At 68.8% G+C, this 12,739-nt stretch carries 11 protein-coding genes; 9 read left to right on the top strand and 2 right to left on the bottom strand.

Going from position 1 to position 12,739, the window contains the following annotated elements; genetic code table 11:
* Nucleotides 1–5: 5 nt before the first annotated feature.
* From N1028_RS15230 to N1028_RS15185, 9 genes are all read left to right on the top strand, one after another.
* Nucleotides 6–1,043 carry an amidohydrolase family protein gene (locus N1028_RS15230; RefSeq protein WP_259530231.1) on the top strand — a complete coding sequence of 346 codons (1,038 nt, stop codon included), beginning with the start codon at nt 6–8 and terminating at the stop codon, nt 1,041–1,043.
* On the top strand, nt 1,040–2,416 hold the full coding sequence (locus N1028_RS15225) for a GMC family oxidoreductase (protein ID WP_259530230.1): 1,377 nt from the start codon (nt 1,040–1,042) through the stop codon (nt 2,414–2,416). The genes N1028_RS15230 and N1028_RS15225 overlap by 4 nt, the downstream gene beginning before the upstream one ends.
* A gap of 132 nt (nt 2,417–2,548) precedes the next feature.
* Nucleotides 2,549–3,874 (top strand): amidohydrolase family protein, encoded by a 1,326-nt coding sequence (locus N1028_RS15220; RefSeq protein WP_259530228.1) that lies wholly within the window; start codon nt 2,549–2,551, stop codon nt 3,872–3,874.
* Nucleotides 3,875–3,946: 72 nt separating this feature from the next.
* A complete protein-coding gene (locus N1028_RS15210; protein ID WP_310795603.1) occupies nt 3,947–4,996 on the top strand; it encodes an ABC transporter substrate-binding protein in 1,050 nt (349 codons plus the stop codon).
* 19 nt (nt 4,997–5,015) lie between these two features.
* A complete protein-coding gene (locus tag N1028_RS15205) occupies nt 5,016–5,654 on the top strand; it encodes a TenA family protein (protein ID WP_259530227.1) in 639 nt (212 codons plus the stop codon).
* Between the two features lies 1 nt (nt 5,655).
* The gene (locus N1028_RS15200) at nt 5,656–6,549 is read left to right on the top strand and encodes an ABC transporter permease (protein ID WP_259530226.1); all 894 of its coding nucleotides are present in this window, start codon (nt 5,656–5,658) and stop codon (nt 6,547–6,549) included.
* A gap of 1 nt (nt 6,550) precedes the next feature.
* Nucleotides 6,551–7,363, top strand: coding sequence for an ABC transporter ATP-binding protein (locus tag N1028_RS15195; RefSeq protein WP_259530225.1), 813 nt, complete (start codon nt 6,551–6,553; stop codon nt 7,361–7,363).
* Complete coding sequence (locus N1028_RS15190; protein WP_259530224.1) at nt 7,360–8,439, top strand: LLM class flavin-dependent oxidoreductase; 1,080 nt, start codon at nt 7,360–7,362, stop codon at nt 8,437–8,439. Before N1028_RS15195 ends, N1028_RS15190 begins: the two co-directional genes overlap by 4 nt.
* A gap of 8 nt (nt 8,440–8,447) precedes the next feature.
* Complete coding sequence (locus N1028_RS15185) at nt 8,448–9,929, top strand: SDR family NAD(P)-dependent oxidoreductase (RefSeq protein ID WP_259530223.1); 1,482 nt, start codon at nt 8,448–8,450, stop codon at nt 9,927–9,929.
* Nucleotides 9,930–9,946: 17 nt separating this feature from the next.
* On the opposite strand, the gene N1028_RS15180 is transcribed toward N1028_RS15185, so the two are convergent.
* Both N1028_RS15180 and N1028_RS15175 read right to left on the bottom strand, forming a co-directional pair.
* Nucleotides 9,947–11,260: a hypothetical protein gene (locus N1028_RS15180; RefSeq protein ID WP_259530221.1), complete on the bottom strand. Its 1,314-nt coding sequence runs from the start codon at nt 11,258–11,260 to the stop codon at nt 9,947–9,949.
* A 41-nt stretch (nt 11,261–11,301) separates the two neighbouring features.
* Nucleotides 11,302–12,612 (bottom strand): NtaA/DmoA family FMN-dependent monooxygenase, encoded by a 1,311-nt coding sequence (locus tag N1028_RS15175; protein WP_259530220.1) that lies wholly within the window; start codon nt 12,610–12,612, stop codon nt 11,302–11,304.
* Nucleotides 12,613–12,739 lie beyond the last annotated feature (127 nt).

Genomic DNA, 12,739 nt, shown 5'->3' with positions numbered 1-12,739 from the left:
CCGCCATGACACTCCAGATCGACGCCCACACCCACATCCTCTCGATGGGCACGGATGCGGCCTTCACCAAGCGCTACGGCCGCGAGGGCTCGCTCACCATCTACCGTGCCGAGGGCAAGCTGCCGAGCCACCGCTGCCCGGTCGACCATGAGTGGGAGGAGATCGAGGCGGCAGAGGGCAAGGACGGCTTCGGGGTCGTCGGTCCGCACGAGACCGTCGCCGCGCATCCGGGCTTCGACAAGATCGTGGCGCTCGCCGTGAGCCCGCAGTACCTCGAGGGCCGGCTGATGGGCACGGTCGACGTGCTCGGCCAGACCGACGTCACGGGCGAGCAGCATCCCGAGCGCTGCAACGAGTACATCGCCGGATGCGTACGCGCCGAACCCGAGAGGATCATCGGCTTCGCGTCGGTGAACCCGGCCTACCGGGGCGTGAAGGCAGCCGTCGACGAGCTCGCCCGCGCCGTGCAGGAGGACGGCCTGAAGGGTGTGAAGCTCTATCCGATGTACCAGCACTGGTCGCCGGTCGACCGCGACCTGGCCTTCCCGGTGCTCGCCGCGGCGCGCGACCTCGGCATCCCCGTGATGATCCACCAGGCCGGCTCCACCCGGATCGACGCGAAGATGGAGCTCGGCCGCCCGGCACTCCTGGACGACATCGGCCGCAACTTCCGCGACCTGAAGGTGATCATCGCGCATTGCGGCATCCCCTGGATCGAGGAGGCGATGTTCATGCTCACGAAGCATCCGAATTTCTACACCGAGATCAGCTACCACATCGCCACCGTCACCCGGCGAGACCTCTTCCTCTTCCTGCACCGGGCAGAGCCCTTCTTCGTGCCCCTCGAGAAGATCATGTTCGGGACCGACTTCCCGGGCTTCCTCTACGACCCGGTCGGCCTCCGCGAGAAGCTCCTCACGGTCAACGAGGAGGCGGCGGTGCTCGGCCTCCCGCCCATCCCGCAGTCCAAGCTCGACGGGGTGATGGGCGGCAACTTCGCGGCCCTCCTCGGCCTCTCCGACGAGACGGCGGGAGCGGCATGAGGATCGTCATCGCCGGAGGCGGCAACGGAGGACTCCTCGCCGCCCATCGCCTCGCCGACCTGGCCGACGTCACGCTGATCGAGGCGGGGGCAGACCCCGGCGATCCGGTGCCCCACAACTACCTGCACGACCACGCCTTCCCCGACGCCGACTGGGACTACACCGATCTCGACTCGGGCCGTCACCTCGTGCGCGGCAGGGTGCTCGGCGGGGGCTCGAGCGTCAATGCCGCCGCCGGGTCGCGCGGACAGCCGAGCGGCTTCGAGTCGTGGGGCGAGGGCTGGCAGTGGGACGACCTGCTGCCGGGCCTCAACGCCATCGAGACCGACGAGCAGTTCGGCGACCGGCCGTACCACGGCGACAGCGGCCCTGTGCGGGTGACCCGGCTGAGCCAGAGCCCGCTCGACGAGGCGTTCGCCGCGGCCTCCCGGGCCGCCGGGCACCCGGACTGCGCCGACCACAACGCCCCGGGAACCCAGGGCGTGGGGCCCTGGCCCACCAACCGGGTCGACGAGGGGCGCTGGGGAGCGCTCGCCGCCGTGGCGCCGCTCGTGCGCGGGCGGGTGACGCTCCGCGACCGCTCGTTCGTGCGCCGCGTGCTGATGGAGGGGGCGCGTGCCGTCGGCGTGGAGATCGAGGGCCCCGGCGGGGTCGAGACCATCGCCGCGGATCTCGTCATCGTCGCCGGCGGCGCCTACGGCACCCCGGAAATGCTCTGGCGATCCGGCGTCGATCTGCCGGGCATCGGCCAGGGCCTTCAGGACCACCCCTGGCTCATGATGAACGTGCTCGCCCGCGACGAGGCCGACGTCTTCGCCCGCCCGGTCAGCGGATCGCTCCTCCGCGCCGGAGTGGCCGACGACCCCGCCGACGAGTTCCAGGTCTTCCCCTTCTCCACCTGGCTCTACGACCGCACGGCGCCCCGCGCCGGCTACAGCGTCTCGGTGGCGCTCATGCAGCCCGAGTCCCGAGGGAGCATCACCCGCGGCGACGACGACCGGGGTCTTATCCGCCTCGGCCACCTCGCCACCGACTCGGATGCGGAGCGGATGGCGATCGCCGTGCGGAAGACGGCCGACCTGATCGACGCGATGGCCGACGAGGGCATCGTCACCGTGCCGGACGACGCGTGGTGGAAGACGACCGACCTCGTGCCGGAACTCCGGCGACGGGTCGAGACCTACAACCACCCCGTGGGCACCTGCGGCATCGACCGGGTGGTCGATCGACGCCTGAACGTGCTCGGCACCGAGGGGCTCAAGATCATCGACGCGTCGGTGTTCCCGCGCATCCACGATGCCGGCCCGAACCTCGTCACGATGGCCCTCGGCTGGTTGGGCGGCGGCATCGTCGCGGCCGACGAAGGGCTCTGACGGCGCGTGTTTCGGGCGTGTTACCGCGTGTGAACACTGATCGAATCCGCTTGTGACGGCCACTCGGCACCCTTAGCCTCCTAAATAAGATCTTAGATCTGAAGCACTCGAACCCCCACTCGGAGACCCGCAATGACCCGCATCCTGATCACCCACGGCATGGTCCTGACTCTCGACGACGAGGGCACCTACCTCGAAGACGGCACCGTCGTGATCGACGGCGACCGCATCGTCTGGATCGGGCCGGCGGCCGAGGCGCCCTCCGCCGCCGAGGGCGACGACGTCATCGATGCGACCGACAAGATCGTGATGCCCGGCCTCATCGACCTGCACTTCCACACCGCGCTCGGCAAGGGCTACAACGATCACCTGCCGCTCTGGGAGTACCTCGACGAGTGCTGGTACCCGCTCATCCGGGCCCTCGACTTCGACTCCGCCTACTGGGCCGCGATGGCGAGTTACACGGAGTCCATCAAGGCCGGCGTCACGACCGTCAACGACATGTACCGCAAGCTCGACGCGCTCGCCGTGGCGGCCGAGCAGATCGGCATCCGCGTGGTGCTCTCGAACGACATCGCGCTCGACGAGTACCGGCTCGACACCCTGCAGGACAACGTCGAGGCGTTCCACCGCAGCCACGGATCCGCGAACGGCCTGATCGAGGTGCGCTTCGGCATCGAGTGGCTGCCGCTGGCCTCGCCCGAGCTGCTCCGGGAGACCCGCGGACTCGCCGACGAGCTCGGCATCGGCATCCACATCCACCTCAACGAGTCGATGTCGGAGGTCGAGAACAGCCTCGAGCGCTTCGGCAAGCGGCCGACCGAGCTCGCCTACGAGGTGGGACTGCTCGGGCCCGACGTCGTGGCCGCGCACTGCGTGCACCTGAACGACGACGAGATCCGGATGATGGCCGAGACCGGGACCCACATCTCGCACAACCCCTCCTCGAACGCCAAGCTCGGCAACGGCATCGCCCGGGTGCCCGAGATGCTCGCGGCCGGGATCAACGTGGGGCTCGGCCACGACGCGGTCGAGTGCAACAACTCCGCCGACATGTTCGAGGTCATGAAGTACTCCTCGCTCATGCATCGTGCCCAGCGGCAGGACTCCTCGCTCATGCCCGCCGCCGACGTGCTGCGGATGGCGACCCGGAACGGAGCGAAGGCGCTCGGCCACGAGACGGGGCAGCTGGCCGTCGGCGCGAAGGCCGACGTGATCCTCGTCGAGACGAACTCGGTGGAGTTCACCCCGATGCTCCGCGACACCCCCGTGCACATGACGAGCCACCTCGTGTTCGCCGCGAACGGCGGCATGGTCGACACCACGATCGTGAACGGCCGCGTGCTCATGCGCGGCCGCGAGCTCACGACCGTCGACGAGTCCGAGGTCGTGCGGAAGACCAACGAGGCCTTCCGTCGCACGGTCGAGCGCATGGAAGTCGTGCACCGGCCCGCCTGATCCCCATCCCCTCCCGATCCCACCCACCGCAAGGCCCCCTGCACCGCCCGACAACGAAAGAGGACCACGCACATGATGAAGAAGCGGAACTTCGCCACCGGAGCGGCCGTCCTGGCCACCGCCGGCCTCCTCGCCGCCTGCTCGAGCGGCGGCTCGGCAGCCGAGTCCACCGGCTCCGCCGGTGCCTCTGGCGACCTCACCCCGGTGACGTTCGCCCTGGACTGGACCCCCAACACCAACCACACCGGCCTCTACGTGGCGATCGAGAAGGGCTACTTCGAAGAAGCGGGCCTCGATGTCGAGATCCTGCCCTACAACGGCTCCTACCCCGAGACCCTGATCGACGCGGGGGCCGCCGACTTCGGCATCGGCTTCCAGGACGTCTCGACCTTCTCGATGGCCGCCGGTGCCGACGTGCAGGCGATCATGGCCCCCATCCAGACCTGGGTCACGGCCATCGGCGTGCGGGCCGACGATGACACCATCCAGAGCCCCGCCGACCTCGACGGCCTCACCTACGCAGGTTTCGGCAGCCCCTCCGAGGTGCCCACCCTGCAGGCCGTCATCAAGGATGACGGCGGAAAGGGCGACTTCGAGAACGTCACCCTCGGCACGAGCGCCTACGAGGCGCTCTACTCCGGCGATGTCGACTTCACCATCCCGTTCGAGACCTGGGAGGGCATCGAGGCCGAGCTCAACGGCACGCCCATGAAGTACTTCCACTTCACCGACTACGGCTTCCCGGACAACTACGGCCTCCTCGTGCTCGGCAACAAGACCTGGATGGGCGAGAACGCCGAGACCACGAAGGCCTTCACCCAGGCGCTCGCGAAGGGCTACGAGGACGCCATCGCCGACCCCGAGGGCAGCGCCGAGATCCTGATGGCCGCGAACCCCGACGTGCTCACCGAGGCCGAGCTCGTGACCGAGAGCCAGACCCTGCTCTCGAGCGACTTCATGCTCGACGAGAACGGCGAGTTCGGCCTCATGACCGACGAGCAGTGGGCAGGGCTCGGCGAGTTCTACCTCGAGGCGGGACTCCTGGCCGATGTCGACGGCAACACCCTCACCGAGGCGCCGGACTGGTCGAGCTTCTACACCAACGAGTACCTGACCGACTGATCGCCGAGCAGACGAGACCATGACAGACAGCCCAGCCCGCACGCTCTCCGCGCGCCTCACCGCGATCATCGCGGAGAGCGTCGCGGGCTGGGCCGATCTGCCCATCCTCGCCGGCATCCGTGCCGGGACCCTCGACCCGGCGGTGTTCCGCCACTACCTCGAGCAGGACTTCCTCTACCTCCGCGCCTACGCCCGGCACTACAGCCGGCTCGCCGCCACGTCGACCGACGACGAGACGCTGGAGTACTTCGTGGCCCTCGCCCATGGAGTGGTGGCAGTCGAGCTCGAGCACCACAAGCAGGCCGCGGTGCCCTTCGGCTGCGACTTCACCGACGTGCGGCCCTCGGCCACGACCGCCGAGTACCTCGCCTTCTACGACGGCTTCGCCGACGACTTCGACGGGATGCTCGTGGCGATGCTGCCCTGCATCTACGGCTACGGGGTGGCCCTCGAGGCGCTCAGGGGCTCGGTCGACGGCGTCTACCGCGACTGGGTCGACATCTACACCGGTGGTGACTACGCCGTGCTCGTCGATCGGCACCTCCGGCTCGTCGACGCCGCCGACCTGCCCGTCGAACGGGCCCTCGAGATCACCGACCGTGCACTCGGGCACGAGCGCCGGTTCTGGAACCAACTACCCGAGACCGTGGAGGCTTGAGATGACCAGCGCACTGAACAGCAAGAGAGCGCCGCTCGCAGCGGGAGCGGCACCGGCCGATCCGCCGCCCGCCTCACCGTCGGCTCCCCGCCCCGCCCGCCCGAAGCGCCGGCCCCGCCGCGACTCGTTCTGGGGCAGCGTCGTGCCGCCCGTCGTGATCGTCGTGCTGCTGCTCGTGGGCTGGGAGCTCGCCGTCACCCTCACGGGCATGCGGCCGCAGGTGCTGCCCGCGCCCTCCCGGGTGGTGGTCGAGGGCTTCGAACGCGCCGACATCATCTGGGGCCACACCCTCTCGACCCTGCAGGTGACGGTCATCGGGTTCGCCTTCTCGCTCATCGTGGCCTGGATCATCGCCGTGGCGATCGACTTCTCCGGCGTGCTGCGGCGCGGCCTGATGCCGCTGCTCGTGGCCTCGCAGACCATCCCGATCATCGCCATCGCGCCGCTCATGATCATCTGGTTCGGCTTCGGGCTGCTGCCGAAGATCCTCGTCGTGGCGCTCGTGACCTTCTTCCCGATCGTCGTGGGGCTCATCGAGGGCTTCAACAAGGCGGATCGGGAGACCAGCAACCTCCTGAGGAGCATGGGCGCCGGCAGATGGAAGGAGTTCACCTTCGTACGGCTCCCCTCGGCGCTGCCCTCCTTCTTCACCGCTCTCCGCATCTCCATCACCTACGCCGTGGTGGGCGCGATCTTCGCGGAGTACGTGGGCGCGCAGTCCGGCCTGGGCATCTTCATGTCGACCCAGAAGAACGCGTTCCGCACCGACCTGGTGCTCGCCGCGGTGGCCGTGACCGCCGTGCTGAGCATCTCGCTGTACCTGCTGACCTTCGTGATCGAACGACTGGTCATCCCCTGGAGCTTCAAAGAGAGGAAGGCGCGAGGTGACCGCTGAGATGAGCGCATCCGTTCCCAAGATCGAGATCGTCGGTCTCGACAAGGAGTTCGACCTGGGCGGCGGCGAGACCCGCCGGGTGGTCGACGACATCTCGTTCACGGTGGAGCCGGGCGAGTTCGTCTCCGTCATCGGCCCCTCGGGCTGCGGCAAGAGCACGATGTTCAACATCATCGCCGGCCTCGAGGAGCCCGACCTCGGCGAGGTGCGGGTCGACGGGCAGAACGTCGTCGGCCAGCGCGAGCACTTCGCCTACATGCCGCAGAAGGACCTGCTGTTCCCGTGGCGCACGATCGTGGAGAACGGTGCGCTCGGCCTCGAGGTGCAGGGCATGCCCAAGAAGAAGGCACTCGAGCGCTCCAAGTCGTTCTTCCGCACGTTCGGCCTCGCCGGGTACGAGGACTCGCACCCCTACGAGCTCTCGGGCGGCATGCGGCAGCGCGCGGCGCTCCTGCGCACAGTCGTGCAGGGCCGGGAGATCCTGCTGCTCGACGAGCCGTTCGGGGCCCTCGACTCCCTCACCCGGATCGAGATGCAGAACTGGCTGCAGGGAGTGTGGTCGGAGTACTCCTGGACGGCCGTGCTCATCACCCACGACATCCGCGAGGCCGTCTACCTCTCCGACCGCGTGATCGTGCTCACGGCCCGCCCCGCCTCGGTGCGGCTTGAGCTCGAGATCGACCTTCCCCGCCCCCGCGACCTCTCCGTGACCACCTCGCACGAGTTCATCGCCTATGAGGAGCAGCTGATCGAGGTCCTGCACGAGGAGTCCCGCAAGGCGTTCGCCCAGCAGAATGGAGCACCCCGCTCATGAAGGACATCGAGTACGGCATCTTCATGCCCGTCGGCTCGGGCGGCTGGATCCCGTCGGGGAACATCCCCGAGCTCGACGCCAGCTACCGGTACAACCTCGAGGTGGCTCGCGACTCCGAGCGCTTCGGCTTCGACTTCACTCTGTCGCAGGCCGTGTGGCGCGGCTACGGCGGAGTCTCCAAGCACTTCGACGTGAACCTCGAGTCGCTCATCACGAGCGCAGGCCTCGCCCAGGCCACCACCGAGATCGGCGTGTGGTCGACCGTGAACACCGCCCTCCTGCATCCGGCCGTCGCGGCCAAGATGGTGGCCACGCAGTCCGAGATCTCGAACGGGCGCACCGGCCTCAACATCGTGGCCGGCGGCAATCGGATGTCGGAGAAGCAGATGGGCCTCGGCCTCGACCTCGACAACGCGGCCAAGTACCGCCGCGCGGGGGAGTGGGTCGAGATCGTGAAGGCGCTCTGGACCTCCTCGTCGGTGGACTACGAGGGCGAGTTCTTCACCCTCGAGGACTGCCAGAGCGACCCGAAGCCCGTGGGCGGCGTCCCGCAGATGATCTGCGCGGCGACCTCCGACACCGGGCTCGCCTTCGTGGCGAAGAACCTCGACGGCGTGCTCTTCGAGGGCACCTCGCGCGACTCGGTGATCTCGATCGGGCAGCGCGCGCGATCCATCTCGCAGGCCAACGGCGACGCCCTGAAGACCTACTGCGTGTTCATGATCATCCCCGGCGACACGGATGCCGACGCCCAGCGCCGGATCGACCACTACAACGAGGGTCGTGACCTGGTGGCCATCACGAACATGGCTCGGGAGTGGGGAGCGGTGTCGCACGACCCCACGGCCTACAACCCCGACAACGAGAGCTGGGCCGACTCCACCGCGATCTCCACGGGCACGGTCGCGGGCTCCACCGAGTCGATCGCCGAGCAGCTGGCCGACATGATCGAGCACGCGGATGTCGATGGCGCGGTGTTCATCATGCCCGACTTCAAGGACGACCTGGCGGCGCTCGGCGAGGAGATCATGCCGATGCTCGTGAAGGGTGGGTTCGGGCGAATCGCGGCGGCGTAGGATCATGTGTGCCTTTCGATGATCTTCAGCCCGGTGAGCCCCGGATCGATGCGGGGGAGCTGGCGGTGACGCTGCGGGTGCTGCGGCAGATGGTGGAGCTGGATGAGGAGCATCCGGACTTCGTGACGGTGCGGCATGCGACGGCACACATGTTCAAGGCCGTGAAGGTCAAGCGCCGTCGGGAGATCCGGCAGGCGATCGCCGAGGCCGATCGGGGTGTCGTGGCGGCGACGGCCACGGGGGCCCCGGATCGCATCGACGACGAGACCCGCGGCATCGCGATCAGCGGCACGGCCACCGAGACCGCGGCGCCCACGGCCGGCACGCTCCTCAAGGCGCGCAAGTGCTACATCTGCAAGCAGCCGTACACGCTCGTCGACGCCTTCTACCACCAGCTCTGCCCGTCGTGCGCCGCGCTCAGCCACGCCAAGCGGGAGGCGCGCACCGATCTCACCGGCCGGCGAGCGCTCCTCACGGGCGGTCGCGCGAAGATCGGCATGCACATCGCGCTCCGTCTCCTCCGTGACGGCGCGCACACGACCATCACCACGCGCTTCCCGCGCGACGCCGTGCGCCGGTTCAGCAGCCTGCCCGACTCGGCCGAGTGGATCCACCGCCTCAAGGTCGTGGGAATCGACCTGCGCGACCCCGCGCAGGTGATCGGCCTCACCGACGAGGTGGCGGCCGCGGGCCCCCTCGACATCCTCATCAACAATGCCACCCAGACCGTGCGGCGCTCCACCGGCGCCTACCAGCCGCTCGTCGACGCCGAGCTCGCCCCGCTGCCGGACGGGCCCCTGCCGGAGCTCGTGACCTTCGGCCACACCAACGACCAGCATCCGCAGGCGCTCGCGCAGTCGGTGAGCGCGCATCCGATTCTGGCGGCAGCCGCATCGAAGGCCGACGAGCTCACGGCGCAGGCGATGGCTCCGGGCTCCAGTTCGCTCGAGCGGCTCGCGGCCGGCACGGCGATCGACGCCGGCGGCCTGCTGCCGGATCTCCACGACAGCAACTCGTGGACCCAGCGGGTGGAGGAGGTCGATCCGCTCGAGATGCTCGAGGTGCAGCTGGCGAACACGACGGCGCCGTTCCTGCTGATCTCGCGCCTTCGCCCGGCGCTCGCCGCGAGCGAGGCGCGCCGCCGCTACATCGTGAACGTGAGCGCCATGGAGGGCGTCTTCGGCCGCGGCTACAAGGGCCCGGGGCATCCGCACACCAACATGGCGAAGGCGGCGGTGAACATGCTCACCCGCACGAGCTCGCGCGAGATGTTCGAGACCGATCGCATCCTGATGACGAGCGTCGACACCGGTTGGATCACCGATGAGCGCCCGCACCCCACGAAGATCCGCCTCGCCGAAGAGGGCTTCCACGCCCCGCTCGACCTCGTCGACGGCGCCGCGCGCGTCTACGACCCCATCGTGCGCGGTGAGTCCGGCGAAGACCTCTTCGGCATCTTCCTCAAGGACTACGCCCCCGGCAACTGGTGACCGGCGGGCAGTCTGTCTCAGATGACCAGCACCAGGCCCTCGGTCAGGCGCGAGACTGCGGCTCGGCAGTCGTAGTCGGGGTCGGGCTCGAGCAGTGCCGCCACCAGTGCATCGACCGCCAAGGACGCGATCGGGGCCGGGTCCGACTGCTCACCGTACGAGGCTCCCACGATGGTCGCGAGGCTGTGCCGGACCACGCCGAGCCCCTCCATCGCCGCCAGGAGCAGCACACCGAAGGCGCGGTGGTCGTCTCGGAGCGCCGGGCAGAGCCGAAAGCCGATCAGCGGCAGCATGTTGCGGTAGAACTCACCCATGCGGGTGGCGAACGCTTCCTCTGCCTCGGCCATCTCTGCGCGGAGCGTCTCGGCCAGCGCCTCGGATGAGCTCGCCGCCGTGGTGCAGGCCACGTAGTTCCGCCAGGGGGTCGAGCCCGTCCACGCGGTGAACGCCTCCACGGTGAGGAGCGCGATGAGCTCGTCGAGCACGATCCACCGCTCCTCTGGATCAGCGAGCCGGGAGGTCTGGCGACCCACGTGATTCCAGGCGGAGATGAGGACGTCGTCGTCGGCCTTCGCCGCGAGTCCCTGTTTGGCGAGGGCGATCAGCACATCGGCTTCGAGGCGCTCGGCGCTCGGCCAGAGCGGCCGCAGCATCGCGGGAGGCACCCCGAGCTTCGATGCGACTCTCGCGAGCAGACCCTGTGGGAGGCCGACGACGACTCCGCAGAGGGTCAGCTCGTCGACGGCCGCTTGGACCACCGAGGCGCGGCAGATGTGCTGCTCGGCCTCATCCGCCACTCGCATGAACGTGCTCGGACCGCTCGCGGGGCGGGAGTTCTGCAATCCACGGGCGACACTGAACGCTTCGAGGGCCGAGCGAAGCTCTCCCTCCAGGCCCGCGAGCTCCCGAAACGCATCGTGCGCTCGTCGATCGGCCGACTCCTGCAGCGGAACTCGGGTGGATCGGGAGAGCTCCCCCGCGGCCAGCCCCGCGCGCTCGCGAGCGGTCCGGTGGTCGTCCACCAGTGCGGCCACGGGCGAGTCCGCCGACGATGCCGCCTGCTCCCAGGCCGCGACGGCGGCGATCGTCGCCTCCAGATCGCAGGAGCGGAGGCCTCCCGGTGCCACCGTTCCCGAGCGCGACCAGCGGATGCTGAACGAGAACCAACCATCGTCGTGCGCCTCCGGATCGTCGAAGTAGTCGCCGGCGAACTGCGCTTCGGCATCGACGATGGCGCACGGCCTGCCTCGTGCGTCACGCACCAGGTAGGTGCTCTCGAGGCATTCGTCGTCGCGGTACAGCACCTCGAACGTGTGAGCAGAACAGTCCACTTCGACCTCCGGAGCAGTGATGAGGAAACATCACTATAACCCTAGAAGGCGAGGAGGTTGTCGCGGAGGGTGGGGCCAGAGTAGGCGGTGCGGACGCGGGCGCGGCGCTGGAGGGCCGGGACGAGGGCGTCGGTGATGGAGAGCACGAAGGCGCGGCTGGGCTGGAAGCCGGGGGCCTCGATGAGGTAGCCGTCGCCGCCGACCTCGTCCATGACCGCGCACATCTCGTCGGCGACGGTCTCGGCCGAACCGATCAGGTCGACGCTGTCGGAGGAGAAGCCCATCTCCACGACGCACTGCCGCAGCGTCTTGCCGCTTCCCCACTGGGCGAGCCGCTCGAGGATGCCCTGGCTGCCCTCCGTGTGGATGCGGGGGAGGGGCTCGTCGAGGTCGTAGACCGAGAGGTCGTGGCCGGTCCAGCCCGACATGCGGGCGAGGATGTCGAGCTGGGAGCGCTCGGTGGCGAGGATCGAGTCGTAGAGCGCACGCGCCTCGGCATCGGTGCGTGCGACGATCGGGGTGACCAGGTACAGCACCTTGCAGCTGTCGGGCTCCCGGCCGGCCAGCTCGAGCCGGCGCCGGATGTCGTCCCGGAACGCCTTCATCGCCTCGGGCCCCCGCTCGGTGGCCACGATGCATTCCGCGTGCTTCGCGGCGAAGTCCCGGCCCGCGGGCGAGGATCCGGCCTGGATGAGCACGGGCTGGCCCTGCGGGGAGCGCACGGTGTTGAGCGGGCCCCGCGAGGAGAAGTGCTTCCCCGTGTGGTTGATCTCGTGCACCTTGGCCGGGTCGGCGTAGACGCCGGTGTCGTGATCGCGCACCACGGCATCCGGGGCCCAGGAGTTCCAGAGCTGCTTCGCGATCGTCACGGCCTCGTCGGCGATCTCGTAGCGCTCGTCGTGGCCGGGGTACGAGTCGAGGCCGAAGTTCTCGGCGATGCCGGCCCCCGCGGTCGTGACGAGGTTCCAGCCGAAGCGGCCTCGGGTGAGCGAGTCGATCGTGGAGGCCAGACGCGCGACCGAGTAGGGGCGGTTCCAGGTCGTCGACATCGTGGCGGCCACGCCGAGGTGGCGCGTGTGCGACCCGATCACCGCGGTCAGCGGCACGGGATCGTGCTTGGGTGCCACGAAGGCGTGCTCGAGATAGACGTCGCGGGATCCGCCGTAGGAGTCGGGCACGGCGATCGCATCCTCGAAGAGCAGGAAGTCGAAGCACGCCCGTTCGAGGTCGCGCGCGATGTCGACGTAGAAGTCGCCGTTCCAGAAGTCGCCGCCTCCCGAGGCCATCGGGCCGTTCCACTCGTCGGGCGCGAACGCGGTGAAGAAGCCGAGGTGGAAGGGGCTGCCTGACATGATCTCTCCTGGTGTCGCAGATCCGATCTGATATCTCAAACGCTAGGGCTGCATTGTTTCCCCCGCGTTACGGCCCGTGAACATCACGATTCATCCCTTGTCGCCGGTACAGGACGGCATTATCGTC

Source organism: Herbiconiux oxytropis (genome assembly GCF_024979315.1).
Lineage (GTDB): Bacteria > Actinomycetota > Actinomycetes > Actinomycetales > Microbacteriaceae > Herbiconiux > Herbiconiux oxytropis.
Note: the sequence above shows the minus strand (reverse complement) of the source record. Positions and strands in the feature narration are given on the sequence as shown.